The sequence below is a fragment of the Variovorax sp. J22P240 genome, assembly GCF_030316855.1.
GTDB lineage: Bacteria > Pseudomonadota > Gammaproteobacteria > Burkholderiales > Burkholderiaceae_C > Variovorax.
On the sequence record NZ_JASZYR010000003.1, the window covers coordinates 181026 to 204616 of the forward strand.

Consider the following 23591-nt stretch of genomic DNA (forward strand, 5'->3'; position numbering starts at 1 on the left):
AGAGGACTGTATCATGGTGCGCCGCACCAACGGCAAATCCGTCGCTGTGGTCAATACGTACTTTCTCCAGAAGCATCCCAGAGGCTCCCCGTCATGGTCAAGGTCTTCATCGATGGCGAAGCCGGCACCACCGGCCTGCAAATCCGCGAGCGGCTCCAGAAGATGCCGCAGATCGAACTCGTCAGCATCGCGCCCGAGCTGCGCAAGGACATCGCCGCCAAGCGCGAACTGATGGCCGGCGTCGACCTGGTCGTGCTGTGCCTGCACGACGATGCCGCGCGCGAATCGGTCGCACTAATTGATCAACTCGAAGGTCGCCGCCCCAAGATCATCGATGCCTCCACCGCGCACCGCACGGCTGCGGGATGGGTGTTCGGCTTCCCCGAACTCGCGGCCGGGCAGAAGGACGCCGTGGCCAAGGCCGAGCGCGTGGCCAACCCCGGCTGCTATGCCACCGGCGCCATCGCCATCGTCCGGCCGCTGGTCGACGCCGGGCTCCTGCCGCCCGACTTTCCGATCGCCCTCCCCTCCGTCAGCGGCTATTCCGGCGGCGGGCGCTCGATGATCGAGGCGTACGAAAGCGGCCAGGCGCCCCTGTTCGAGACCTATGCGCTCGGGCTCAAGCACAAGCACATCCCCGAGATCATGAAATACACCGGCCTCACGCGCCGGCCTGTTTTCATTCCCTCCGTCGGCAACTTCAAGCAGGGCATGCTAGTGCAGTTGCCTTTGCATCTGGACGACCTGCCCGACCGCCCCAAGGCCAGCGACCTGCATGACGCACTGGCCGCGCACTACGCCAGGAGCAACACGCCGGAACAGTTCGTGAAGGTGCTGCCGCCCACCGAGGACGGCAAGATCGATGCGCTGTCGCTCAACGACACCAATCAGCTCGACATCCGCGTGTTCCCTAACGAAGACCATCGCCATGCGGTCGTCATCGCCCGTCTGGACAATCTCGGCAAGGGCGCGAGCGGCGCCGCGGTGCAAAACCTCAAGCTGATGCTGGGGCTCTGAGCCCTCATTCGTCCGGGTCGTAACGCAGCACCTTTGCGACCACGGCGCCGGCGAATCCGCGGGCCAGCAGGAATCGCGTCTGCTTCGCGCGCTCCGCCGCATCCTGCGGCAGCTCGCCGAAGCGGCGGCGCCAGACGTCACGTGCACGATCGAGCTCGCTGCCCTGGAGGCTGGCGACCGCTTCGGCGACCGCCTCGGGCGCAATGCCCTTGTGCAGCAGCTCCTGGCGCACGCGTGCCGCGCCGTGGCGCGCTGCGCGCTGATGCAGGACCGACTGCACCACCCTCGCCTCGCTGATGAAATCCTTTGCAGCCAGTTCGTCGAGCGCGCGTGCCAGATCGCCCGACTGTTCCTCGTACTTCGCGAGCTTGCGTTCGAGTTCGGCACGCGAATGCTCCCGCTGGCTCAGCAGTCGCAGCGCGCGCCCCTTGAGAGATGGAGCGGCAAAGGCCATGGGGTACGTTGAATCGCTGCGTATCGAAGCGCACCCGCCGCTGGGGACGGGTGGCGCGAGCCCGATCGAGGCTTACTTCTTCTCTTTCTCGACCGGTGCCGGTGCATCGGGCGCCTCGGCCAGGAGGAGCGGAATGCCCAGCGATTCGCGCACCTTGTTCTCGATCTCGCGCGACAGCTCGCGGTTCTCGCGCAGGAACTCGCGTGCGTTGTCGCGGCCCTGCCCGATCTTCTCGCCGTTGTAGGCGTACCAGGCGCCCGACTTGTCGACGATCTTGGCGGTCACACCCATGTCGATGATCTCGCCCTCGCGGCTGATGCCTTCGCCGAACAGGATATCGAACTCGGCCGTCTTGAAGGGTGGCGAGACCTTGTTCTTGACCACCTTGACCTTGGTCTCGTTGCCGATCGCCTCATCGCCCTTCTTGATGGTGCCGATGCGGCGGATGTCCAGGCGCACCGAGGCGTAGAACTTCAGCGCATTGCCGCCGGTGGTGGTTTCGGGCGAGCCGAACATCACGCCGATCTTCATGCGGATCTGGTTGATGAAGATGACCATGCAGTTGGTCTTCTTGATGGTGGCGGTCAGCTTGCGCAGCGCCTGGCTCATCAGGCGGGCCTGCAGGCCGGGCAGCGAGTCGCCCATTTCGCCTTCGATTTCGGCCTTGGGCGTGAGCGCGGCGACCGAGTCGACCACGATCAGGTCGACCGCGCCGGAACGCACCAGCGAATCGACGATCTCGAGCGCCTGCTCGCCGGTGTCCGGCTGGCTGATCAGCAGGTCGGAGAGGTTCACGCCGAGCTTCTGCGCGTACTGCACGTCGAGCGCGTGCTCGGCATCGACGAAGGCGCAGGTGCCGGCCTGGCGCTGCATTTCGGCGATGACCTGGAGCGTGAGCGTGGTCTTGCCGGACGATTCCGGGCCGTAGATTTCGATGACGCGACCGCGCGGCAGGCCGCCGACGCCGAGCGCGATGTCGAGGCCGAGCGAGCCGGTGGAGACCACCTGGATGTCTTCCAGCGCTTCGCCTTCGCCGAGCCGCATGATCGTGCCCTTGCCGAACTGCTTTTCGATCTGGGCCAATGCGGCCTGGAGGGCTTTGGCCTTTTCGCTGTTGGCGACCGAAATGCTTGCGCCCTTGACGACTGCGTCCATGTGGAAAACTCCTTGAATATCAACGGGTTGGGTGGGATTCATCCCGCTGCTTTTAATTACAGGCTGGATGCTTGAACAGTAGTGTAGGGGCCAATGAGTGCGAGTAAACCCATTTTTTGGTCAGTTTGCTTTACTATCTGGCCGCCATGTCAGCCCCCGTTTTCCCGATCGACCACGAAGCCTGGCGGCAAACCCACCTGGGACGCCTGCTCGGCCATGCCATGCGCCGTTTCGACGAACGCGTGCTCGCGTTGATGGCCCATGACGCCGAGGTGCCGCTCGCGCTCTCGAACCTCGCGGCACGCGCGCAGGTAAGCGCCGCGCATATCCACATCACGCGCCACCTCGCGCGTGACGGCTCGCGCCTGACCGAACTTGCCGAGCGCGCCGGCATGACCAAGCAGGCGATGGGAGCGCTCGTCGACCAATGCGAGGCCTGGGGCCTGGTGACGCGCGGGCCTGATCCACTCGATGCGCGCGCGCGTCGAGTGCTCTTCACCGCTGATGGCCTGGCCTGGCTCGAGGCCTTCCGCAACGCCGTCGCACAGGCGGAGAAGGAGTTCCGCGCCAGCGTGGGCGACGAGATCGCCACCGTGGTAACCATCGGTCTCGAAGCCTATGCAGCGGCCTAGAATTCGATGGGAATTGGCGCGACCAAGTCCAGGGACCCTGCGGAACCGGCTCCGCCGGGCCGCTGGGGTTGCCCCCGGAGAGGGGGTGCAGAGCCACACGACGTGGGCGAGGCTGGGGGTGAACCTAGGATGCGAATACTGATTGCGGAAGATGACCAGGTGCTGGCCGACGCCCTCCTGCGCAGCCTGCGCACCTCCGGCTCGGCGGTCGACCACGTGGCGACCGGTTCGCAAGCCGATGCCGCGCTGATGACCAACAGCGAATTCGACCTGCTAATTCTCGACCTCGGCCTGCCCAACCTGCACGGCCTCGAAATCCTCAAGCGGCTGCGTGCGCGCGGCTCGCAGTTGCCGGTGCTGGTGCTGACCGCTGCCGACAGCGTCGAGGAGCGCGTCAAGGGCCTCGACTACGGCGCCGACGACTACATGGCCAAGCCCTTCTCGCTGCAGGAACTCGAGGCGCGCGTGCGTGCGCTCACGCGGCGCGGCATGGGCGCCACCAGCAACGCAATCAAGCACGGCCCGCTGGTCTACGACCAGGCCGGCCGCGTCGCGACCATCGACGGCAAGATGATCGAACTCTCCGCGCGCGAACTCGGCCTGCTCGAAGTCCTGCTGCAACGCGCCGGACGCCTGGTGAGCAAGGACCAACTGGTCGAGCGCCTGTGCGAGTGGGGCGAGGAGGTCAGCCTCAACGCGATCGAGGTGTACATCCACCGCCTGCGCAAGAAGATCGAGAAGGGCCCGGTGCGCATCGCCACCGTGCGCGGCCTCGGCTACTGCCTCGAGAAGATTCCCTCCTGATGCCTCGCTGCGCTTCGCGCAAAGCCCGCGGGCGCGCCACGTGAAGCTTTTTCAGCGCGCTCAGCGCTCTTTGTTCGGCGAGATTCTCGACTGGATGCTCACGCCGCTGCTGCTGCTGGTGCCGGTCAGCATCGGCGTCACGTGGCTGGTGGCGCAGGGCATCGCGAACGCGCCTTTCGATCGCGCGCTGGAAGCCAACATCCAGATCCTCGCGCGGCTTGTCGACGTGGAAAACGGGCGCATCCAGTTCGTGCTGCCGCAGCCGGCGCGCGAGATCCTCGGCGGCGACGAGATCGACCGCGTGTACTACCAGTTGCTCGACGGGCACGGCACGCTGCTCAGCGGCGAACGCGAGATTCCGTTTCCCGGCACGGACGACCCTCCGATCCCAGGCGTGGTCTACCTGAGCAATGGGCAGATCCATGGCAAGGCCGTGCGCATCGCCTCGCTCTGGATCGCCGGAACCTCGCTCGACGCGCCGCTGACGCTCCTGCAGGTGGCCGAAACGCGCGAGAAGCAGTCGGTGCTCGCAACCGAGATCATCAAGGGCGTGCTGCTGCCGCAGTTCGCAATCCTGCCGCTGGCAGTGCTGCTGATCTGGCTTGCGCTGGTGCGCGGCATCAAGCCGCTGTCGGTGGTGGAGGCGCGCATCCGCGAGCGGCGGCCGGGCGACCTGAGCCCGCTCGACGAGTCCTCCGTGCCGCTCGAAGTGGTGCCGCTGGTGCTGTCGGTCAACGACCTGCTGAACAAGCTCAACGACTCCATCGGCACCCAGAAGCGCTTCCTGGCCGATGCGGCGCACCAGCTCAAGACGCCGCTCGCAGGCCTGCGCATGCAGGCCGACCTGGCGCAGCGTGAAGGCGCCAATGCGAACGAACTGAAGCAATCCCTCAAGCAGATCGGCCGCGCGAGCGTGCGCGCGACGCACACCGTGAACCAGTTGCTGTCGCTCGCCCGCGCGGAAGGCAGCGGCGCCAACATCGGCCGGCAGCCCTGCGACCTCGCACGACTGACGATCGAAGTCGTGCGCGAAGCGGTGCCGCGCGCGATCGACAAGCGCATCGACCTCGGCTATGAAGGCGCCGAGCCGGGTGCGCCCGGCGTGGCCTTCGAAGGCAATCCGACACTCCTGAAGGAGCTGGTGCGCAACCTGCTGGACAACGCCATCAACTACACGCCCTCCACGCCGGAGCGGCCGGGTGTGATCACTGCGCGGGTGCTGGCCGATCCCTTCGGCCGCATCGTCGTGCTGCAGGTCGAGGACAACGGGCCGGGCATCCCCGAGAGCGAGCGCGAGCTGGTGTTCCAGCCCTTCTACCGCGTGCTGGGCAATGAAGCGGACGGTTCCGGATTGGGCCTGCCGATCGTGCTGGAGATTGCGCGACAGCACTTCGCGACGGTGCGTCTGGAAGACGCGCACCCGGGTCAGCACCCGCCGGGCACGCTCGTGAGCCTGCGCTTCGACGCCAACGAAAGCGAGCGCCGCGCCGAACGGCCCCGCGCCTAGGGCTTCGGAGGCTCGTCCTTGCGGATCTGCAGCATCTGCGGCCGCACCTGTTGTGTCAGGCGCTGTGGCTCGCGTTCGCTGAAGCGTGCGGGCTCGGTGCCGAAAACGGCGAGCCCGCCGCGCGTCCAGGCGAAGTAGCCCAGGTTCGCCAGCAGCAGGACAACGACCAGCAGCCGCAACATCATGGTCGCGTGCGCACGGGCCGCACGCTGACTTCCGCGCTGATGATCGACTTCACGCCCGAAGTCGTTCGCACCAGCAACTCGCCGCCCCAGCCCACACCTTCGCAAAGGCCTTCGGTGCCGTCGCTGAGCTGGACCTCGCGGCCGCGCAGGACATCGCGCGCGGCGAAGCGGGGGGCAAAGGGCACGAAGCCATCCTTGTCGAAGAGCTGAATATCGCGGACCAGCGGCAGCGCGATATCACGCAGTACCTCGGCCGGGGTGGCGAGCGGACGCCATTCCTGCACCCAGGCCGGCGGTGTGCTGAGGCCGGTGGCGTCACGAGGCCCGATGTTGATGCCGATGCCGATCACCAGATAGCGCTCGGCGGCATCCTGTTGGAGCGTGGCGGTTTCGATCAGGATGCCGACCAGCTTGCGCTCGCGGTACCACAGGTCGTTGGGCCACTTGAGCGACAGGCCCACGGCGTTCGAAGGGTCGAGACTTTCCGCGACGCTGACCCCCACGGCGAGCGACAACCCCGACCAGTCGCGAGGCGCCAGCGGCAGGCCCAGCGAGAAAGTCAGGGTGGCGGGTTCGCGATCGCTCTGCGCGCTTTGCCAGGCGCGGCCCATCCGACCGTGCCCCGCCGTCTGTCGCTCGGCGGCCAGCAGCACCGGCGCCTGGCGGCCATCGCGGGCACGCCGCATGAGTTCGCTGCTGGTGGAATCGATCTCGGGGACGACCTCGACGGCGAACCCAGGCAGAAGGGGCGCCACTGCGCCCGCGATCTCGTCCTCGAACCAGGGCGTGGCCATGATCAGCGCTTGCCGGTTTTCCCGGACTTGCCGTCCTTGGCGGCCTTGGCCTTCTTCTTCGGTTCCTTGCCGGCCTCGCCGCCGTTCTTGTCGAGCTTCTTGCTCAGCTTGATTTCGCTCTTTTTCTCGGCCTTTTTGTCGCCGTTCTTCTCGCTCTTCCTGTCCTTCTTCTTGCTCTTCTTGTCCTTGTCGGACTTCGGGGCGAGCAGCGTGCCGCGGCAGCTTTCGGAGCCGCACCAGCAGGGGAACTCGGCCTTCAGCTTCCTCGTGTAGGGCTCGTCGATGATTAGGCCGTAGTCGTAGCTCAGCTCTTCGCCGGCCGCGATGTTGCGCAGCGCCTTGATGAAGACGCGGCCGTCCTGCTCGTCGGCTTCGCAGCTGGGATCGCAGGAATGGTTGATCCAGCGGGCGGCATTGCCGTTGACGCCGCCATCGATCACACGGCCGTCATCGATGTGGAAGTAGAAGGTGTGGTTGGGCTGCGCCGGGTCGTGCGGATGGCGGCGCAGCGCCTCCTTCCAGGTGATGACCTCGCCCTTGTATTCGATGAGCGTTTCGCCCTCCGCTATATCCTGCACGGCGAAGACGCCGTTGCCATGAACGCCGGAGCGCCGCGTCTGGATGCGGCGGCCGCCGGAAACGGGGGATTTGGATGGCATCGCGGAAGTCTGTTAGTTTGAATATGTACGCATGCGCGTGCGCGTACGCACGCGAGAAGCGCCAGATTGTAGATGTGGCCCCCACGCTCCCCCACTGCGTGTCGTCGCTGCCCCCCGAGGGGGCCGCAGGCCGCCTCGGGGCGGCCCGGCGCCGGCCTATTTTTTGAGAATGGAATCGTTGATGAAGACTTTGGTGATTGCAGAGAAGCCATCGGTGGCCCAGGACATCGTCCGGGCGCTCACGCCCGTGGCGGGCAAGTTCGACAAGCACGAAGAACACTTCGAGAACGAAAAGTACGTCGTGACCAGTGCCGTCGGTCACCTGGTGGAAATCCAGGCGCCCGAGGAGTTCGACGTCAAGCGCGGCAAGTGGAGCTTCGCCAACCTGCCGGTGATCCCGCCGCGCTTCGACCTCAAGCCGGTCGACAAGACCAAGACCCGCCTCAACGCGGTTGTGAAGCAGGCCAAGCGCAAGGACGTGACGCAGCTCGTGAACGCCTGCGACGCGGGGCGCGAGGGTGAGTTGATCTTCCGTCTGATCGAGCAGTACGCGGGCGGCAAGTCGCCGCTGGGCAAGCCGGTCAAGCGCCTCTGGCTGCAATCGATGACGCCGCAGGCCATCCGCGACGGCTTCGACCAGTTGCGCAGCGAGCAGCAGATGCAGGGCCTGGCCGATGCCGCGCGCTCGCGCTCGGAGGCCGACTGGCTGGTCGGCATCAACGGTACGCGCGCCATGACGGCTTTCAACTCGCGCGACGGCGGCTTCTTCCTGACCACCGTGGGCCGGGTGCAGACGCCGACGCTCTCCGTCGTGGTCGAGCGCGAGGAGAAGATCCGCAAGTTCGTGAGCCGCGACTATTGGGAAGTGCACGGCAGCTTCCTGGCCGAGGCGGGCGAGTACCCCGGCAAGTGGTTCGATCCGAACTGGAAGAAGCCGCCGCCCGGACCGGACGGCGTGGCCGATCCCGAGCAGCGCGCCGACCGCGTCTGGAACGAGCGTGAAGCCCGCGAGATCGCCGAGGCCGCGCGCGGCAAGACCGCCGCCGTCACCGAGGAAAGCAAGCCCACCACCCAGGCTTCGCCGCTGCTGTTCGACCTGACTTCACTGCAACGCGAGGCCAACGGCCGCTTCGGCTTCAGCGCCAAGACCACGCTGGCGCTGGCGCAAAGCCTTTATGAACGCCACAAGGCGCTGACCTACCCGCGGACCGACTCGCGAGCGCTGCCCGAGGACTACCTGCCGGTCGTCAAGCAGACCATGGGCATGCTCGCGAACAGCGGGATGCGGCACCTGGCGCCCTTCGCGCAGCAGGCCATCGACGGCAACTACGTGAAGCCCTCGAAGCGCATCTTCGACAACGCCAAGGTCAGCGATCACTTTGCGATCATCCCGACCTTGCAAGCGCCAAGCGGCCTCTCCGACGCGGAACAGAAGCTCTATGACTTCGTGGTACGCCGCTTCATGTCGGTGTTTTTCCCCAGCGCCGAATACCAGGTAACGACCCGCATCAGCACGGTCGAGCACGCGGGCAAGAAGTACCCGTTCCGCACCGACGGCAAGGTGCTCGTGAAGTCGGGCTGGCTCGCCATCTACGGCAAGGAAGCGCAGGACGACGAAAAGGAAGACGACAAGGACGGCAAGCGCCTCGTGCCGGTGAAGCCCGGCGAGATGGTGAAGGTCGAGTCCGTCGAGCCCAAGGGCCTCAAGACGCGGCCACCCGCTCGCTATTCGGAAGCCACATTGCTCGGCGCGATGGAAGGCGCGGGCAAGACCATCGACGACGACGAATTGCGCGAAGCCATGCAGGAGAAGGGACTCGGCACCCCCGCCACGCGCGCGGCCATCATCGAAGGCCTGCTGGCCGAGAAATACATGCATCGCGAAGGCCGCGAGCTGATCCCGACCGCCAAGGCCTTCCAGCTCATGACGCTGCTGCGCGGCCTCGGCGTGGAGGAGCTCTCCAAGGCCGAACTCACCGGCGAATGGGAGTACAAGCTCGCGCAGATGGAACACGGCAAGCTCAGCCGCGAAGCCTTCATGCGCGAGATCGCCGAGATGACGGAGCACATCGTCAAGAAGGCCAAGGAGTACGACCGCGACACCGTGCCCGGCGACTACGCCACGCTCGCGACGCCGTGCCCCAACTGCGGCGGCGTGGTGAAGGAGAACTACCGCCGCTATTCCTGCACCGGCAAGCCCGGGCAGGAGCCTTGCGGCTTTTCCTTCGGCAAGTCGCCCGCGGGCCGCACCTTCGAAGTGGAGGAGGCGGAGCAACTGCTGCGCGACAAGCACATCGGCCCGCTGGAGGGCTTCCGCTCCAAGGCCGGTTGGCCTTTCACCTCGGAGATCGTCCTCAAGTTCGACGACGAGGCGAACAACTGGAAGCTGGAGTTCGACTTCGGCGACGACAAGAACGCCGAGACCGGAGAGATCGTCGACTTCGCCGGCCAGGAGTCGCTCGGCCAGTGCCCGAAATGCGCCTCGCGCGTGTTCGAATACGGCAGCAACTACGTCTGCGAGAAATCGGTGCCGACCGAAGCTCAGCCCACCCCGAGCTGCGACTTCAAGACCGGCAAGATCATCCTGCAGCAGCCCGTGGATCGCGCGCAGGTCGAAAAGCTGCTCGCCACCGGCAGGACGGACCTGCTCGACAAGTTCGTCTCCATGCGCACGCGCCGTGCGTTCAAGGCCTTCCTGGCCTGGAACAAGGAAGAGGGCAAGGTGACCTTCGAGTTCGAGCCCCGGACCAGCAAGTTCCCGCCGCGCAAGACCTTCACCAAGGCCGCACCGGCCGCTGCAAAGAAGGCGGCGGCGAAAACGCCGGCAGCCAAGAAGGTCGCGGCAAAGAAGGCTGCCGCCCCCAAGGCACCACGCAAGCCGGGCGCGGGCCTCAAGCCCAGCGACGCGCTGGCTGCAGTGATCGGCGCGGACCCCGTGCCGCGCACCGAGGTCATCAAGAAGCTGTGGGACTACATCAAGGCCAACGGCCTGCAGGACGCGGCCAACAAGCGCGCCATCAACGCCGATGCCAAGCTGAAGCCGGTGTTCGGCAAGGATCAGGTCACGATGTTCGAGCTGGCCGGCATCGTGGGTAAACATCTGGCCTGAAGAGACAGGAGATTCGCATGAAGCAGTTCTTTGCCATCTCGTTCGCTGCGGCCCTTTGCCTGCTCGCGGGCTGCGCCGCGCCGGGCTCCGGCGGCGGCTCGGCCTCCAGCGGCAGCACGGGCAGCAACGGCATCACCGTGTTCGGCACGATCGATGCCGGCGTCAGCGGCTACAAGAACCAGAGCCGCTAGTTCATGAGCAAGGCCTGCCGCAGCAGCCGCGCCGCGCGGTTGCGGATGCGGCCAGGCGCGCTGCGCAGCGGACCGCGCGGACTCACCTTGGCCGTCGCGCAAGCCCACAGGAAGTCCTCGAGGATCGCCGTGTCGTCGACCGTGTCGGTCGCGCCGTAGTTGTGGAACTCCGGGTGCCACTGGGTCGCCGCGATGTAGCTGCGGCCGCGATCGGGCCGGCGGCGGATGGCTTCGGCCACGTGGTCGGGAATGCTCCAGGCCTCGACCTCGAAACCGGGCGCCAGATCCTTCACGCCCTGGTGATGGATGCTGTTGACGCGCGCTGTCTCCATGTCTGGGTAGAGGTGCGAGAGCCGTGATCCCGGCGTGATGCGGATCTCATGGAAGTTCTGGTCGTAGGTGACCGGATCGCGATGCCGCTGGGCATTGGGATGCTGCGCCTCGATGTCCTGGTAGAGCGTGCCGCCGAAAGCCACATTGATCAACTGCAAGCCCCGGCAAACGCCGAAGATGGGCTTGCCCGCCTGCTCGAAGGCTTCGACCAGCGCGAGGTCGTAGAGGTCGCGGACGCGGTCGCCGATCCAGGCGTCCTTGAGGGGCACCTCGCCGTAGCTGCCAGGCCAGACGTCGGCCCCGCCGTGCATCACGACACCGTCGAGCCATTCGGCGTAGTGCGAGAGCTTGGTGTCGCCGCGCGCCGTTTCGCCCGTCGGGCAGGGGACCATCACCACCATCGCGCCGGCCGACATCAGCCAGTGGGCGATCGACTGCTCCACGTACTGCAGCGTCTTGTTGGTGAACAAGGAGCGCGCAGGGTCGGCGTGGGAGAAGCAGGCGGACAGGCCGATCTTGAGACGCCCGGAAACCGTTTGTGACATCGCATTCGGGGCGCCGACCTATGCCGCTTCGCCCTCGGATTGACAGAGCGCCCATTGTGAAACGTTCCGGCGTAATGCGCACACGCCGTGGGGCTTCGCAGCGTGTCGGACAACGCCTCGCGTTGCGTCGACGCAAATCAGTGCATCATTTGCGCCGATTGACCAGGAGACAAGCGATGAAGACGATCAAGGGGCCTGCCATTTTTCTGGCCCAGTTCACCGGCGACACCGCGCCGTTCAACTCGCTCGACACCATCGCCGGCTGGGCGGCGGGCCTTGGCTATAAGGGCGTGCAGATCCCGAGCTGGGACGGCCGCATCTTCGACCTCAAGAAGGCTGCCGAGAGCAAGACCTACTGCGATGAAGTGAAGGGCACGCTCGCAAAGCATGGGCTCGAGATCACCGAACTGTCGACGCATCTTCAAGGCCAGCTGGTCGCGGTGCACCCCGCTTACGACGCGGGCTTCGATGGCTTCGCCGCGGCCGAAGTGCGCAACGACCCGGTCCGTCGGCAGAAGTGGGCGGTCGAGCAGCTGCACTACGCCGCGCAGGCTTCGTCCCATCTCGGCCTAACGGCCCACGCGACCTTCTCCGGCGCGCTGGCGTGGCCCTATCTCTACTCCTGGCCGCCGCGCCCGCCCGGCCTCATCGAGGAAGCCTTCGATGAGCTCGCGCGGCGCTGGAAGCCGATCCTCGACCGATTCGACGAGGCCGGCGTCGACGTCTGCTACGAAATCCACCCGGGCGAGGACCTGCACGACGGCGTGACCTACGAGATGTTCCTCGAACGCGTGAACAACCATCCCCGCGCCTGCCTGCTCTACGACCCGAGCCACTTCGTGCTGCAGCAGCTCAACTACCTCGACTACATCGACCACTATCACGAGCGCATCAAGATCTTTCACGTGAAGGACGCCGAGTTCAACCCGACCGGCAAGCAGGGTGTCTACGGCGGCTTCCAGTCCTGGCTGAACCGGGCAGGACGCTTCCGCTCGCTGGGCGACGGCCAGGTGGACTTCGGCGCGATCTTCTCGAAGATGGCGGCCTACGACTTCCCGGGCTGGGCCGTGTTGGAGTGGGAGTGTTGCCTCAAGCATCCTGAGGACGGCGCACGCGAAGGCGCGGAGTTCATCGCGCAGCACATCATCCGCGTGGCCGATCGCGCGTTCGATGATTTCGCGGGCGGCGGGATCAACACGGCCGCCAACAAAAAGATGCTTGGCATCGCTTGAGCTAAATGCCTTGTGGCTTGCGAAGGGTTTGCATCCGATCAACCGCGTGCACCTTGATCTTGCGCACCTCCGACCCCTGCCGCACGGTCAGTTCGACATCCGCGTCCGCGTCCGGCCGCTTCCACAGCTGCTTGTAGAAAGCCTCCAGCGTCGTGACCTGGATGCCGTCGATCTCCAGCACCACGTCACCGGGCCGCAAGCCGGCTTCGAGCGCGGGTCCGGAGCGATCGACCCGAACAATCTCGACGTGACCGCCGCGCTCCGACGATGACAGGCCCAGCCACGGCCGGACGCTAGCGCGCGTCTTGCCGGTGGACTGCATCTCCGCAAGGACTGGGCGCAGCAGGTCGACCGGCACGAACATGTTGCCGGGCAGGGTTTGCTCCGGCCCGGCGGCTTCCAGCACGAACAGGCTGCCGATGCCGAGCAATTCGCCGTCGGCGTTGAAGAGCGATGCGCCGCTGTGGTTGGCAACCGGCGGGCTCGTGAAGATCGCCGCCTCGATGTGATATTCCCAATAGCCCGAGAAGGCACGCGTGCCGACCAGGCGCGTGAAGCCCACTTCCGTGCCGCTACTGCTGCCGGTCGCAACGAGCAGAGGTTGCCCCGTGTTCAGGCTGGATACGCCGGCCAGCGGAACGGGCTCTACACCCCGCAGCGGCACCAGCGGACGCACCAGTCCGAATCCGGTGGCGAGGTCGTAGGCCACCTGGCGCGCGGGCAGGACGCGTTCATCTTGGGTGACCACCTGGATGGTTTCGGCTTCGAGCAGCAGGTAGCCGATGGTGAGGATGAGCCCGTCGGGGCCGATCACCACACCCGATCCCGAGCGCCGCTGGCCCAGGCTCTCAGCCGAGGTGGCGCCTTCGGTCGCGGTGACGTTGAGTGCGACGACCGCATCGCCCGCGCGCTTGAGCGCCCGGATCTGCGCGTTGGACGATGCACTCTCCGGCGCATTGGCCGCCTGCGCGGCGGGAAGACTGGAGAAGAGCAGGGCGCTTGCCGCGAGCAGGCATCCGACCCATCGGGTGCGAGCGCAAGATAACCAGTCGGCCCGCGAAGATCGAACAACTGATCCTTGAACTTGCATGGCCGCGCTCCTTGGAACGATGGTCCCCCATGGTGCGCCCCCGAAGCCGCGCTCGCAAGTCCGCTTCAGCGCGAAGCAGCGTGCGTCATTGCGGCTTCAGTGCTGGCCGCGCGGCCGGCAGTTCGTCGCGGGTCACCAGCCAGATGCCCCCGCACACCAGCAGCAGCGCCAGTCCGTTCTTCCATTCCAGGAAACTCTCGTTCAGGAAGAACGCCGACAGCAGGGTGCCGAAGACCGGCACCATGAAGTTGAACACCGCGACCATGCTCACGCGGTTGTACTTGAGCAGGGTGGTCCACAGCGAGAAGGCAGCGGACGACAGCACGACCAGATAGCCCAGCAAGGCCAGCGCAGCCGGCGTCGGGCTGCCGAGCGTTCCGCCCATGGCAAAGCCGATCACCAGCAGCGCGGCGCCACCGATCGCCAGTTGATAGCCCGTGAGCACGACCGAATCGATCCGCTGCGAGAGCTTCTTGCCGTAGATGCTGGCCGCAGACAGCACGAGCGCCGCCATCACCACCGAGCCTTCCCCCAGGAGAGTGAAGTCGAACTGCATCAGGCCGCTGCCAAAGTTCACCACCATCACGCCGACGAAGCCCACCAGGCAGCCGAGCACCTTGTTGAAGCTGAGCCGGTCGTTGTGATAGATGAAGTGCGCCAGCAGCACGCTGAAGAAGGTGCCGGTGGCATTCATGATCGAGCTTTTGACGCCGGTCGTGTGCGCCAGCCCGAGGTAGAAGAACAGGTATTGCAAGCTGGTCTGCGTCAGGCCCAGCAGGGTCACCTGTCCCACGGTGCGCCGGTCGAAAGGAAAGACGTTCTTCCCGCCCAGCGCCGCCACCCCTAACAGCACCAGCCCCGCGAAGAGAAAGCGGTAGCCCGCAAAGACGAGCTGCGAGGGAATGTCGCCCGGCGCGATGTCGAACATCGCGTAGCCGTTCTTGATGGCAGGATAGGCGCTGCCCCACAGCAAGCAGCACAGCGAAGCGAGAAGAAAGACGACCTTGCGGTGGGTGAAGAAGGCACGGCTGTTCACGCGCGCGCTCCCCAGACCTCGTGGCTGCCTCTCCGTCCGGACGGTTCATTCATCGTTGTTCTCCCTGAAAACGCGTTCTGCCAGTCATGTTGTCGTACAACAAACCTGCAATTATCGGAGAAACAACAAAGTCGTCTGACAACCCTGTGCCTGGAGCGCCACGGGTGGCGCTTCCGACACACATGCGCCTCCGCTCGGCGCTCTGTCACGGAACTGAAATAGCAACTGTCGTGCCAGATCGGTTAGAATCTGGGGTTCGTTTCGATACCACGACGAAGCACTTCGTCACCTCGCCGGCTGGCCTGGAATTTCCGGGCCCTTTCATTTCAAGCCGGCTCATACAGTGTGTTGGAGCGCCAGACCCGGCGCCCATGATTGCCACCACTGCCTTCGTACTTGTTGAAGCGAACAGCGCGCTGTCCGCTCCGGTGGGCGCCATTTCCGGCCGGCCTGCGCTCGTTTTTTCAATTGATTTCAGCGTTTCGCGGCGTCGCGGAGCGCAAGGCTTTTCATGGACATCATTCAACACAGCATTGCAGTGGGCAAGTACCTTGTCTCACCGCTCATCAAGGATCTGGACGACGGCCGTTTCTCGGCTTCCGTGTCGATCCGTTCCGGCCGCGGCAGCGGCATGCACGACCGCGTCATGCGCTTCACGCCGCGCTTCGGCAGCCATGCCGCCGCGGTGCGCTATGCCGTCGACCAGGGCCTGGGCTGGGTGCGCGATCGCACGGCCCCGCATGCGCGTTGCGCCGCTTGAACAGCGCCCCCGATTTCCTATCCAATCACGACAACCATTTTCAAAAGGTAATTCATGCCCAAGGAAGAACTGATCGAAATGAACGGCGCAGTGACCGAAGTGCTGCCTGACTCGCGCTACCGCGTGACGCTCGACAACGGCCACCAGCTCATCGCCTACAGCGGCGGCAAGATGCGCAAGCACCACATCCGCATCCTGGCCGGCGACAAGGTGTCGCTGGAGCTGTCGCCCTACGACCTGACCAAGGGGCGCATCACGTTCCGCCACTTGGAACGCCGTGGTCCCCCGCCCGTGAACAGCGGCGGCAACAACTCGCAGCGCCGCTGATCCTCGCAGTGACCGGTTCCGCCACCGACTTCGCCACGCTGCCACTTTCGCCACAGACGCTGGCGAACCTGACGCAGCTCGGCTATCTGCAGATGACGCCGATCCAGGCGGCCAGCCTGCCCGTGGCGCTGCTCGGCAAGGACCTCATCGCGCAGGCCAAGACGGGCAGCGGCAAGACCGCCGCCTTTGCGCTGGCGCTGCTGGCCAACCTCAATCCGCGGCGCTTCGCGGTGCAGGCCATGGTGCTCTGCCCAACGCGCGAACTCGCCGACCAGGTGACCACGGAAATCCGCCGTCTCGCACGGGCCGAGGAAAACATCAAGGTCGTCACGCTGTGCGGCGGTGTCGCATTGCGCGGCCAGCTCGCCAGCCTCGAACACGGCGCGCACATCGTCGTCGGCACGCCGGGCCGCATCATGGACCACCTCGACCGCGGCAGCCTCGATCTCGAAGCGCTCAACACGCTGGTGCTCGACGAAGCCGACCGCATGCTCGACATGGGCTTCTTCGACGACATCGCCAAGGTCGCGCGGCTGTGCCCCAAGGAGCGCCAGACGCTGCTGTTCTCGGCCACCTACCCCGAAGGCATCGCCAAGCTCAGCGCGCAGTTCATGAAGAGCCCGCAGCAGATCACGGTACAGGCCCAGCATGACGGCGCCAAGATCCGCCAGCGCTGGTACGAGGTGAAGGACAGCGAGCGGCTCCACACCGTGAGCCTGCTGCTGAACCACTTCCGCCCGCTCAGCTCGCTCGCCTTCTGCAACACCAAGCAGCAATGCCGCGACCTCGTGCAGGTGCTGCAGGCGCAGGGCTTCAGTGCGCTGGCGCTGTTCGGCGAGCTCGAACAGCGCGAACGCGACCAGGTGCTGGTGCAGTTCGCCAACCGCAGCTGCTCCGTACTGGTCGCCACCGATGTGGCGGCACGCGGCCTCGACATCGCCCAGCTCGAGGCGGTGATCAACGTCGACGTGACGCCCGACCCCGAGATCCACATCCACCGCATCGGCCGCACCGGTCGCGGCGATGCAGAAGGCCTGGCGCTGAGCCTCGCCGGCATGGACGAGATGGGCAGCGTCGGAAAAATCGAACAATTGCAGGGCCGCGAATCCGAATGGCACCCCGTCGGCGAACTCGCCGGCGACCCGACCCCGCTGCAGCCGCCGATGGCCACGCTGCAGATCGTCGGCGGCCGCAAGGAGAAGATCCGCGCGGGCGACGTGCTGGGTGCGCTGACCGGCGAGGCCGGCTTCACCAAGGAGCAGGTCGGCAAGATCAACGTCAACGAGTTCTCCACTTACGTGGCGGTCGACCGGCGAATTGCGCGCGAGGCCGTTCACAAGCTTTCCACCGGCCGCGTCAAGGGCAAGACCGTCAAAGTACGGCTGCTCGACGATGTGGCTTAATTATGTCCTTCGATTTCTTTTTACCGAGCTTTCCATGCCCAAGAAAATCCGCACCGAGGCAGACCGCATTGCCACCCCCCGACCCGTTCCGACGCCCGGCTACAACGTTCCCAAGGCGGGCGGTGGCCAGAAGGTCAGCCTGGAGCGCGGCACCGCAACCCGCAGCAAGAAGAACCCTGGCAAGCGGCCCAAGAAGGGCGGCTGATCGCGCATAGCGCCTTGTGAGCCTCGGCTCCCGACAAAACGCGCCTTCGGGCGCGTTTTTCATTTGGACCCTTCCGCAGCATCATGTCCGACGACTACCAGATCGACATCCCGCCCTCGTTCTTCGCGGTGTTCACCGACGCCAGGCAGCGCCTGAGCGAGCCGATCGCCGTCGTGCGCGAGCGCTACGAAGTCTGCGAGGACCTCGCCAATCATCTGGTGCAGCACGCGCAGATCCTGCACCACGTCGAGGTGCCGTCGGAGGACGAGATCCTGCGGCGAATCCTCGCAGGACTGGCATCGCCCGATGCCGGCGTGTCGGCGGCGGAAGCGCAATGGATCGTGCGCCGGCTCGCCGAGTTGCTCGGCTGGGCGTGCCCACCGCTCGACGACGAACCCGCCGCCTGAAGACGCTCAGGCCGCCGCGCGCTTCGCCTTCTTTGCCGGTGCCGCCGCCTTGGCCCGCGCAGCCGTCACGGCGTCCGTGGACGGGATCATTGGAGGGAAGGGCGGCAGTGCCCGCTGGGCCACCCGCTTCGCCTCGGCCCATTCCATGCCGAGGCCCCGCAGCACACAGCTCGCTACTTCACGGCCGTGCAACGCCGGCACGCCGCCGAGGGACACGGTGCGCATCGCCTGCTGCACGGTGCCGTTGATCAGGTCCATGGCCGCCGTCTCGCCTGGAACGCGAAAGGCCTTCTGCTTCACCCCGAGCCGCAGGTCGGCCAGCACGTAATCGCGGATTTCCAGCAGCATCTCCGGCGCCGCGGCCGAGACCTCCAGCATCATCCGCGCCCATTCCGGGCTCTGCTCGGCCAGCCAGATGTAGCGCTGTATTCCGATCGCCATACGCTGTGAGCCTTCCGCGACGCCCTGCTGGCTGTCGGTGATGCGGCGGCACAAGGTGTGCGCCAGCAGCAGGGCGACCGCCCTCGCCACCTCTTCCTTCGTCTTGAAGTGGTTGTAGACCGTACCGGTCGTCATGCTCGCCGTCGTCGCGATTTCCTGCATCGTCGCGTCGCCATAGCCCCGCATGCTGAACACCCGGATCGCCGCCTGCACGAGCTGCAGCCGCGTGCGCTGGCGCTTGAGCAGGCCGGGCCGAGGCGCCCACACGCTTTCGGCCAAGACCTCTGGCAAAAGTGATATTGACCCTGCGCCAAAATTTACGCCATCATTCATTTTTGCACGTACAGTCCATTTTTGGTCGATCCATCCATCTGAGAGAGTTTGCCATGCGTCCTGATCTCCGCCTCGGCTATCTGGTCTTTGAAGTCCGCCGGATTCCACGATGGATGGCGTTCTGCGAGCAAATGCTCGGGCTACCCGCACCGGTGAGCAACGCGGACGGCAGCTTCGGCTGGCAACTCGACGAGGCCAGCCAGCGGCTGATCGTGCAGGAGGGCGAGGCGGACGATCTCGGCGCGCTGGGCCTGGAATGCTCGAGCGATGAGGTGCTAGCGCCGGCAACCGCACCCTTCGAATCTGCCGACTTCCCAGAAGGCTTTCGCACCGGCGATCTCGGCCTGGGCCATGCGGTACTGGTCGCGCACGACATCGCGGCCATGGAGTTCTTCTACGTCGACCTGCTGGGCTTCGGCGTGACCGAGCGGCTGTGCGACATCGGCCGGGGCTTCGAGCGCGCCCGGCGCCACAAGGTGCCGCTGAGCCTGGAACTGGGGCAGCACCCTGATCCGGACGGCACCTTCTCCTTCTACGGCGCCACGCCGTCGGGCTTCGATTTCGAGATCGGCGCGGGCACGCAGACCATCGACCCGGCCGGCTGGGAGATCCACCACACCCACGTCACCAGCACTTGGGCCACGAGCCGAAGCTGCGGCTGCAGCTAAAGATGGCCGCGGGCCTGATCGCCCAGAAGGTTTCCGGCGCGCCGCGCGCGACAAAGGAGCTGACATGACCACCACCACCACCTCGACCGGCAAACGCTGGCTGAAACGCATCGTCATCGCGCTCGTGGCGCTGCTCGCATTCGCTGCGGCCGCCCTCTTCATCGGCGACCAGTTGGCTCGCCACAAGATGCAGCGCAAGGTCGAGGTCACGGTCAAGGGCCTTCCCTTCCGCGACGACGCGGCCTCGCTCGAACGCGGACGCTATCTCTTCGCCTCGCGCGGATGCGTCGACTGCCATGGCGCCAAGGGCGGCGGCGCGGTGTTCGTCGATGACGGCAAGGGCCTGCGGATCGCGGGACCCAACATCAGCCCCGGCCCGGGCAGCGTCGTCGCGGGCTACACGTCCGAGGACTGGGTGCGCTCGATCCGCCACGGCGTCAACCCGAAAGGCCACGCGCTGATGGTCATGCCCAGCGAGGACTACAACCGGCTGACCGACGACGACCTGGCTTCGCTGGTCGCCTACATCCGCCGCATGGAGCCCGCGTCGGGCGGGGCCGCCGTGCTCGACCTGCCACTGCCGATGCGCGCCTTGTACGGCTTCGGGATGATTCACGACGCGGCCTCGAAGATCGACCACACACGGCCGCCCGAGCAACCCGTGCCCGATGGCGTGAACGTGACGCACGGCGCCTATGTCGCCAACATGTGCCTGGGCTGCCACGGCGCCAAGCTCAACGGCGGCAAGATCCCCGGCGGCCCGCCGGACTGGCCTGCCGCCGCCAACCTCACGCCGGGCGAGGGAACCGCGATGACGCGCTATGCCGACGCCGATGCCTTCGCTCGCATGTTCAAGACGGGCAAGCGCCCCGATGGCACGCCGGTGAAGGTCATGCCCTTCGGATCACTCGGCGCAATGAGCGACATCGACGTGCGAGCCTTGTTCCTCTACCTCAAGACACTGCCGGCGAGTCCGCACGGCTAGGCCTGCGCGCGGGCGTATTGCAATCAGACGCCACGGGCAGGGACACGGCGTGCCCGCAAAATCCGTCTCCACAACATCCAAGGAGACGAACCCATGTTCAACCGCCGTCTGGTCTGCACCGCCATCCTCGCCTTTTCCGCGTCACTGGCCGCGCCCGTAGCGCTGGCGCAATCCTTCCCCGACAAGACCATCACCGTGGTGGTGCCCAACCCACCGGGTGGCGTGGTCGACTCGTCGGCGCGCCTGGTCGCCGATCCGCTGACCAAGCTCTTCGGGCAAGCCGTGATCATCGACAACCGCGCCGGCGCGAGCGGCAATATCGCGTACCAGATGGTCGCGCGCGCGCCGAAAGACGGCTACACGCTACTCGCTTCGTACTCGGCCTACCACGTGGGCAACCCCGCGCTCTTCCCCAAGCTGCCGTGGGAGCAGAAGGACCTGGTGCCGGTGGCGCTGATCGCCGCGGCCACCAACGTCATCACCGCGCACCCCTCGGTTCCGGCGAAGAACCTCAAGGAGTTCATCGCCTACGTGAAGCAGAACCCCGGCAAGGTCAATTACGCATCGCAGGGCAACGGCTCCCTGTCGCACGTCGGGACCGAGCTGTTCGACCAGACCACGCAGACGGAGATGACGCACGTGCCCTACAAGGGCTCGGGCCCCGCGATCCAGGACGTGCTCAGCGGCCAGGTGCAGGTGTTCATCACGACGCCACCCTCGGTGATGGGGCACGTGCAGGCCGGCAAGCTCAAGGCCTTCGCGGTCACCAGCAAGACGCGCCACCCGATGCTGCCCGACGTGCCCACGACGGCCGAGGCCGGGTTGCCGGGCTTCGAATTGGAGGCCTGGGTCGGCCTGTTCGCGCCGGCCGGGACGCCGCCCGAGGTGATCGCCAAGCTCTCGGAAGGCGTGAAGAAGGCGCTGGAACTGCCCGAGACGAAGAAGCGCGCCGAAACGCTCGGCATCGAACCGCGCTACCTGGGCCCCGACGCCCTGGCCGCGCTGGTCAAGAAGGACACCGAGTACTGGGGCAAGGTGATCAAGGCCCGCAACATCAAGGCCGACTGAGCCCCTGGCGCTCGCTCAATCGACCTTCGCGCCGGACGCCTTCACCACGGCGCCCATCGCATCCCAGTCGGCGCGCAGCAGCTTCTGGAACTCCTCGGCGCTCTGGCTGCGCGGCTCCACGCCCAGGCGCTTGAAGCGCTCCTGGATCGCCGGGTCGGCCAGGACCTTGTTGGTCGCGGCGTTGAGGCGGTCGACCTCGGCTTTCGGCGTGCCGGCCGGGGCGAGCAGGCCGATCCACGAATCGAAGGCATAGCCGGGCAGGCCGCTCTCGGCCACGGTCGGCAGGTTCGGCAGGAAGGGGCTGCGTTGCTGGCCGGTGGAGGCCAGCAGCTTCACGCGTGCGTCGTTCTGGAAGCCGATCACGCCGATGCTCGACGAGATCACCGCCTGTACGCGGCCCGCGAGCACCTCGTTGACGGCCTCGCCGGTCGACTTGGTCGGGATGTGCGTCATCTGGAGGCCGGCCTTGGCGAGGAAGGACGCCATCGCAAGGTGCGTCGCGCTGCCGTTGCCCGCCGAGGCGTAGTTGTACTTGCCGGGGTTGGCCTTGACCTCCTTGATGAAGTCGGCCGTGCTCGACACGTTCAGGCCGCTCGCCACCGCAAGCACATAGCCGGCGTTGCCGATGTTGGCGACGCCGACGAAATCCTTCAGTGGGTCGTAGGGCAGCTTGCTGTACAGAAAGCCCGCGATGTGGTGGCTGGCCGCCGCCAGCACCAGCGTGTTGCCGTCCGCCGGCGCCTTGGCCGCGATGGCCGCGCCCACCGTGCCGCCCGCGCCCGCGCGGTTCTCGACAATCACTGCGGCGTTGAGCGCCGCGCCCAGCTCATTGTTGAAGGCGCGCGCGACCGTGTCCTGCACCGCGCCCGTGCCGAAGGGCACCACGATGTGTATCACGCGCTGTTGCGCCAGAACAGGTCCGGCGGCGCCGAGGGCCAGCGTGCCGGCCGCTGCGAGAAGGGCCGAACGTCGGGTGGGGTGATGGGTCATCGTCGAGATCGCTTTCGGGTCGGTGGGGGTAAAAATTCAGGCGCTGACGCCGACCGGGAGCCAACGCTCCACCAGCTTCACGAAGTAGCTGGCACCGATCGGAATGATCTCGTCGTTGAAGTCGAACGAGGTGTTGTGGATGATGCAAGGCCCGGGCCCGTGGCCGTCGAGCCGGTGGTCGCCGTCGCCATTGCCCAGGAAGGCATAGCAGCCCGGCCGCACCTGCAGCATGTGGGCGAAGTCCTCGGCGCCCATCACGGCCGGAAAGTCGTCGGTGACCATGTCATCGCCCACCACCTCGCGCATCACGCCGGCGGCGAAGCGCGCCTCGGCCGCGTGATTGACGACCGGCGGCGAGGCGCGGTTGAAGCTGATCTCCGCCGTGCATTCGTGCGCAGCCGCTACACCTTCGGCGACCGTGCGCAGGCGCGCCTCGATCTTGTCGAGCGCATCGATCGAGAAGGTGCGCACTGTGCCGCCGACCGTGGCCGCATCGGGAATCACGTTGGGCGCGTCCGAACCCTGCAGTTGCGTGACCGCGAGCAGTGCGCGCTCCGTGCTCGCGATGGTGCGAGGCACGATGGTCTGCAGTTGCTGCGCCAGCGTGATGACGGCAGCCACCGGGTCGATTCCCGTGTGCGGCATCGAGGCATGGGTGCCGCGTCCGCGCAGCGTGATCCTGTAGGTGTTGCTGGACGCCATGAGGGCGCCTTCGTTGAGCGCGAAACGCCCGACCTCGCCCACCGGGAAGTTGTGCAGCGCGAAGACCGCATCGCACGGGAAGCGATCGAAGAGGCCGTCCTGGATCATCTTCTTGGCGCCGGCCTTGCCCATCTCCTCCGCGGGCTGGAAGATGAAGTGCACGGTGCCGTCGAACTGGCTGCCCTTCTGCGCCAGATGCCACGCGGCCGCCAGCAGCATGGTCGTGTGGCCGTCGTGGCCGCAGGCATGCATGCGGCCCGCATGCGTGGACTTGTGAGCGAACTCGTTGGCTTCGTGCAGCGGCAGCGCGTCCATGTCGGCGCGCAGGCCGATGGTGCGCTGGCCCGTGCCCCGGCGCAGCACGCCGACGAGGCCGGTGCCGGCAATGCCCCGGTGGACCTCGATGCCCCATTCCTCCAGCAGCTGCGCGACCTTCTCCGAGGTGCGATGCTCTTCGAAGCCCAGTTCGGGGTGGGCGTGGATGTCGCGGCGGATGGCGACGAAACGGGTGACGTCCGCAAAGGAATCGGCGAGGTTCATGACGTGGCTGGAGAGAACG

26 protein-coding genes are annotated in these 23591 nt (G+C 66.2%); 15 read left to right on the forward strand and 11 right to left on the reverse strand.

Features of this window, described 5'->3' with window-relative positions:
* Positions 1-93: 93 nt before the first annotated feature.
* Positions 94-1017, forward strand: coding sequence for an N-acetyl-gamma-glutamyl-phosphate reductase (gene argC / locus QTI24_RS10770; RefSeq protein WP_286600314.1), 924 nt, complete (start codon positions 94-96; stop codon positions 1015-1017).
* A 4-nt stretch (positions 1018-1021) separates the two neighbouring features.
* Here the strand turns inward: argC and recX are convergent, their stop codons facing one another.
* Both recX and recA read right to left on the reverse strand, forming a co-directional pair.
* Positions 1022-1471, reverse strand: coding sequence for a recombination regulator RecX (recX, locus tag QTI24_RS10775; RefSeq protein WP_286600315.1), 450 nt, complete (start codon positions 1469-1471; stop codon positions 1022-1024).
* 72 nt (positions 1472-1543) lie between these two features.
* Complete coding sequence (gene recA, locus QTI24_RS10780) at positions 1544-2626, reverse strand: recombinase RecA (RefSeq protein ID WP_286600316.1); 1083 nt, start codon at positions 2624-2626, stop codon at positions 1544-1546.
* A 146-nt stretch (positions 2627-2772) separates the two neighbouring features.
* On the opposite strand from recA, the gene QTI24_RS10785 reads away from it, so the two are divergent.
* From QTI24_RS10785 to QTI24_RS10795, 3 genes are all read left to right on the forward strand, one after another.
* Positions 2773-3258, forward strand: a complete 486-nt coding sequence (locus QTI24_RS10785; protein WP_286600317.1) for a MarR family winged helix-turn-helix transcriptional regulator — start codon at positions 2773-2775, stop codon at positions 3256-3258.
* A gap of 129 nt (positions 3259-3387) precedes the next feature.
* On the forward strand, positions 3388-4062 hold the full coding sequence (locus tag QTI24_RS10790) for a response regulator (RefSeq protein WP_286600318.1): 675 nt from the start codon (positions 3388-3390) through the stop codon (positions 4060-4062).
* A gap of 40 nt (positions 4063-4102) precedes the next feature.
* Positions 4103-5569, forward strand: coding sequence for a sensor histidine kinase (locus QTI24_RS10795; protein ID WP_286600319.1), 1467 nt, complete (start codon positions 4103-4105; stop codon positions 5567-5569).
* Here the strand turns inward: QTI24_RS10795 and QTI24_RS10800 are convergent.
* Genes QTI24_RS10800 through QTI24_RS10810 form a run of 3 tightly spaced genes read right to left on the reverse strand, consistent with a single transcriptional unit; the run spans position 5566 to position 7207 of the window.
* The gene (locus QTI24_RS10800) at positions 5566-5754 is read right to left on the reverse strand and encodes a sporulation protein (protein ID WP_286600320.1); all 189 of its coding nucleotides are present in this window, start codon (positions 5752-5754) and stop codon (positions 5566-5568) included. The genes QTI24_RS10795 and QTI24_RS10800 overlap by 4 nt on opposite strands.
* On the reverse strand, positions 5751-6548 hold the full coding sequence (locus tag QTI24_RS10805; RefSeq protein WP_286600323.1) for a biotin--[acetyl-CoA-carboxylase] ligase: 798 nt from the start codon (positions 6546-6548) through the stop codon (positions 5751-5753). Before QTI24_RS10805 ends, QTI24_RS10800 begins: the two co-directional genes overlap by 4 nt.
* A gap of 2 nt (positions 6549-6550) precedes the next feature.
* Positions 6551-7207, reverse strand: coding sequence for an SET domain-containing protein (locus QTI24_RS10810; protein ID WP_286600324.1), 657 nt, complete (start codon positions 7205-7207; stop codon positions 6551-6553).
* Positions 7208-7388: 181 nt separating this feature from the next.
* Here QTI24_RS10810 and QTI24_RS10815 point away from each other — a divergent pair, with 181 nt between their 5' ends.
* Positions 7389-10316 (forward strand): DNA topoisomerase III, encoded by a 2928-nt coding sequence (locus tag QTI24_RS10815; protein ID WP_286600325.1) that lies wholly within the window; start codon positions 7389-7391, stop codon positions 10314-10316.
* 17 nt (positions 10317-10333) lie between these two features.
* Complete coding sequence (locus QTI24_RS10820) at positions 10334-10507, forward strand: hypothetical protein (RefSeq protein WP_286600326.1); 174 nt, start codon at positions 10334-10336, stop codon at positions 10505-10507.
* On the opposite strand, the gene QTI24_RS10825 is transcribed toward QTI24_RS10820, so the two are convergent.
* Positions 10504-11385: a gamma-glutamyl-gamma-aminobutyrate hydrolase family protein gene (locus QTI24_RS10825; RefSeq protein WP_286600327.1), complete on the reverse strand. Its 882-nt coding sequence runs from the start codon at positions 11383-11385 to the stop codon at positions 10504-10506. The two genes, QTI24_RS10820 and QTI24_RS10825, sit on opposite strands and share 4 nt — an antisense overlap.
* 176 nt (positions 11386-11561) lie before the next feature.
* Here QTI24_RS10825 and QTI24_RS10830 point away from each other — a divergent pair, with 176 nt between their 5' ends.
* Positions 11562-12617: a sugar phosphate isomerase/epimerase family protein gene (locus QTI24_RS10830; protein WP_286600328.1), complete on the forward strand. Its 1056-nt coding sequence runs from the start codon at positions 11562-11564 to the stop codon at positions 12615-12617.
* 1 nt (position 12618) lies between these two features.
* Here the strand turns inward: QTI24_RS10830 and QTI24_RS10835 are convergent, their stop codons facing one another.
* Together QTI24_RS10835 and QTI24_RS10840 are read right to left on the reverse strand one after the other, a co-directional pair.
* Positions 12619-13707 (reverse strand): S1C family serine protease, encoded by a 1089-nt coding sequence (locus QTI24_RS10835; RefSeq protein WP_286600330.1) that lies wholly within the window; start codon positions 13705-13707, stop codon positions 12619-12621.
* An 85-nt stretch (positions 13708-13792) separates the two neighbouring features.
* The gene (locus QTI24_RS10840; RefSeq protein WP_286600332.1) at positions 13793-14743 is read right to left on the reverse strand and encodes a DMT family transporter; all 951 of its coding nucleotides are present in this window, start codon (positions 14741-14743) and stop codon (positions 13793-13795) included.
* 511 nt (positions 14744-15254) lie between these two features.
* Here QTI24_RS10840 and QTI24_RS10845 point away from each other — a divergent pair.
* The 5 genes from QTI24_RS10845 (at position 15255) to QTI24_RS10865 (ending at position 17845) form a co-directional block, all read left to right on the forward strand.
* On the forward strand, positions 15255-15503 hold the full coding sequence (locus tag QTI24_RS10845; RefSeq protein WP_286600334.1) for a hypothetical protein: 249 nt from the start codon (positions 15255-15257) through the stop codon (positions 15501-15503).
* A 54-nt stretch (positions 15504-15557) separates the two neighbouring features.
* Entirely contained in the window at positions 15558-15830 is a 273-nt protein-coding gene (gene infA / locus QTI24_RS10850) for a translation initiation factor IF-1 (protein ID WP_286519699.1), read from the forward strand.
* A gap of 8 nt (positions 15831-15838) precedes the next feature.
* Positions 15839-17233 (forward strand): ATP-dependent RNA helicase DbpA, encoded by a 1395-nt coding sequence (dbpA, locus tag QTI24_RS10855; RefSeq protein ID WP_286600335.1) that lies wholly within the window; start codon positions 15839-15841, stop codon positions 17231-17233.
* Positions 17234-17267: 34 nt separating this feature from the next.
* Positions 17268-17438 carry a hypothetical protein gene (locus QTI24_RS10860; protein WP_286600336.1) on the forward strand — a complete coding sequence of 57 codons (171 nt, stop codon included), beginning with the start codon at positions 17268-17270 and terminating at the stop codon, positions 17436-17438.
* An 83-nt stretch (positions 17439-17521) separates the two neighbouring features.
* Positions 17522-17845: a hypothetical protein gene (locus QTI24_RS10865; RefSeq protein ID WP_286600337.1), complete on the forward strand. Its 324-nt coding sequence runs from the start codon at positions 17522-17524 to the stop codon at positions 17843-17845.
* 6 nt (positions 17846-17851) lie between these two features.
* On the opposite strand, the gene QTI24_RS10870 is transcribed toward QTI24_RS10865, so the two are convergent.
* Entirely contained in the window at positions 17852-18577 is a 726-nt protein-coding gene (locus tag QTI24_RS10870) for a TetR/AcrR family transcriptional regulator (protein ID WP_286600338.1), read from the reverse strand.
* 95 nt (positions 18578-18672) lie between these two features.
* On the opposite strand from QTI24_RS10870, the gene QTI24_RS10875 reads away from it, so the two are divergent.
* The 3 genes from QTI24_RS10875 (at position 18673) to QTI24_RS10885 (ending at position 21340) form a co-directional block, all read left to right on the forward strand.
* Positions 18673-19287 (forward strand): VOC family protein, encoded by a 615-nt coding sequence (locus tag QTI24_RS10875; RefSeq protein WP_286600339.1) that lies wholly within the window; start codon positions 18673-18675, stop codon positions 19285-19287.
* Between the two features lie 64 nt (positions 19288-19351).
* On the forward strand, positions 19352-20272 hold the full coding sequence (locus QTI24_RS10880; RefSeq protein WP_286600341.1) for a c-type cytochrome: 921 nt from the start codon (positions 19352-19354) through the stop codon (positions 20270-20272).
* A 93-nt stretch (positions 20273-20365) separates the two neighbouring features.
* The gene (locus QTI24_RS10885; RefSeq protein ID WP_286600342.1) at positions 20366-21340 is read left to right on the forward strand and encodes a Bug family tripartite tricarboxylate transporter substrate binding protein; all 975 of its coding nucleotides are present in this window, start codon (positions 20366-20368) and stop codon (positions 21338-21340) included.
* 15 nt (positions 21341-21355) lie between these two features.
* Here QTI24_RS10885 and QTI24_RS10890 read toward each other — a convergent pair whose 3' ends face one another.
* Both QTI24_RS10890 and QTI24_RS10895 read right to left on the reverse strand, forming a co-directional pair.
* Entirely contained in the window at positions 21356-22330 is a 975-nt protein-coding gene (locus QTI24_RS10890) for a tripartite tricarboxylate transporter substrate-binding protein (RefSeq protein ID WP_286600344.1), read from the reverse strand.
* A gap of 36 nt (positions 22331-22366) precedes the next feature.
* A complete protein-coding gene (locus QTI24_RS10895; RefSeq protein WP_286600796.1) occupies positions 22367-23572 on the reverse strand; it encodes a M20 aminoacylase family protein in 1206 nt (401 codons plus the stop codon).
* Between the last annotated feature and the right edge of the window lie 19 nt (positions 23573-23591).

What these genes read in the sequence shown, in the direction of transcription:
- argC (WP_286600314.1), top strand. Translation starts at nt 94, where the DNA reads ATGGTCAAGGTCTTCATCGATGGCGAAGCCGGCACCACCGGCCTGCAA.
- recX (WP_286600315.1), bottom strand. Translation starts at nt 1,471, where the DNA reads ATGGCCTTTGCCGCTCCATCTCTCAAGGGGCGCGCGCTGCGACTGCTG.
- recA (WP_286600316.1), bottom strand. Translation starts at nt 2,626, where the DNA reads ATGGACGCAGTCGTCAAGGGCGCAAGCATTTCGGTCGCCAACAGCGAA.
- QTI24_RS10785 (WP_286600317.1), top strand. Translation starts at nt 2,773, where the DNA reads ATGTCAGCCCCCGTTTTCCCGATCGACCACGAAGCCTGGCGGCAAACC.
- QTI24_RS10790 (WP_286600318.1), top strand. Translation starts at nt 3,388, where the DNA reads ATGCGAATACTGATTGCGGAAGATGACCAGGTGCTGGCCGACGCCCTC.
- QTI24_RS10800 (WP_286600320.1), bottom strand. Translation starts at nt 5,754, where the DNA reads ATGATGTTGCGGCTGCTGGTCGTTGTCCTGCTGCTGGCGAACCTGGGC.
- QTI24_RS10805 (WP_286600323.1), bottom strand. Translation starts at nt 6,548, where the DNA reads ATGGCCACGCCCTGGTTCGAGGACGAGATCGCGGGCGCAGTGGCGCCC.
- QTI24_RS10810 (WP_286600324.1), bottom strand. Translation starts at nt 7,207, where the DNA reads ATGCCATCCAAATCCCCCGTTTCCGGCGGCCGCCGCATCCAGACGCGG.
- QTI24_RS10815 (WP_286600325.1), top strand. Translation starts at nt 7,389, where the DNA reads ATGAAGACTTTGGTGATTGCAGAGAAGCCATCGGTGGCCCAGGACATC.
- QTI24_RS10820 (WP_286600326.1), top strand. Translation starts at nt 10,334, where the DNA reads ATGAAGCAGTTCTTTGCCATCTCGTTCGCTGCGGCCCTTTGCCTGCTC.
- QTI24_RS10825 (WP_286600327.1), bottom strand. Translation starts at nt 11,385, where the DNA reads ATGTCACAAACGGTTTCCGGGCGTCTCAAGATCGGCCTGTCCGCCTGC.
- QTI24_RS10830 (WP_286600328.1), top strand. Translation starts at nt 11,562, where the DNA reads ATGAAGACGATCAAGGGGCCTGCCATTTTTCTGGCCCAGTTCACCGGC.
- QTI24_RS10835 (WP_286600330.1), bottom strand. Translation starts at nt 13,707, where the DNA reads ATGCAAGTTCAAGGATCAGTTGTTCGATCTTCGCGGGCCGACTGGTTA.
- QTI24_RS10845 (WP_286600334.1), top strand. Translation starts at nt 15,255, where the DNA reads ATGGACATCATTCAACACAGCATTGCAGTGGGCAAGTACCTTGTCTCA.
- infA (WP_286519699.1), top strand. Translation starts at nt 15,558, where the DNA reads ATGCCCAAGGAAGAACTGATCGAAATGAACGGCGCAGTGACCGAAGTG.
- QTI24_RS10860 (WP_286600336.1), top strand. Translation starts at nt 17,268, where the DNA reads ATGCCCAAGAAAATCCGCACCGAGGCAGACCGCATTGCCACCCCCCGA.
- QTI24_RS10865 (WP_286600337.1), top strand. Translation starts at nt 17,522, where the DNA reads ATGTCCGACGACTACCAGATCGACATCCCGCCCTCGTTCTTCGCGGTG.
- QTI24_RS10875 (WP_286600339.1), top strand. Translation starts at nt 18,673, where the DNA reads ATGCGTCCTGATCTCCGCCTCGGCTATCTGGTCTTTGAAGTCCGCCGG.
- QTI24_RS10880 (WP_286600341.1), top strand. Translation starts at nt 19,352, where the DNA reads ATGACCACCACCACCACCTCGACCGGCAAACGCTGGCTGAAACGCATC.
- QTI24_RS10885 (WP_286600342.1), top strand. Translation starts at nt 20,366, where the DNA reads ATGTTCAACCGCCGTCTGGTCTGCACCGCCATCCTCGCCTTTTCCGCG.
- QTI24_RS10890 (WP_286600344.1), bottom strand. Translation starts at nt 22,330, where the DNA reads ATGACCCATCACCCCACCCGACGTTCGGCCCTTCTCGCAGCGGCCGGC.
- QTI24_RS10895 (WP_286600796.1), bottom strand. Translation starts at nt 23,572, where the DNA reads ATGAACCTCGCCGATTCCTTTGCGGACGTCACCCGTTTCGTCGCCATC.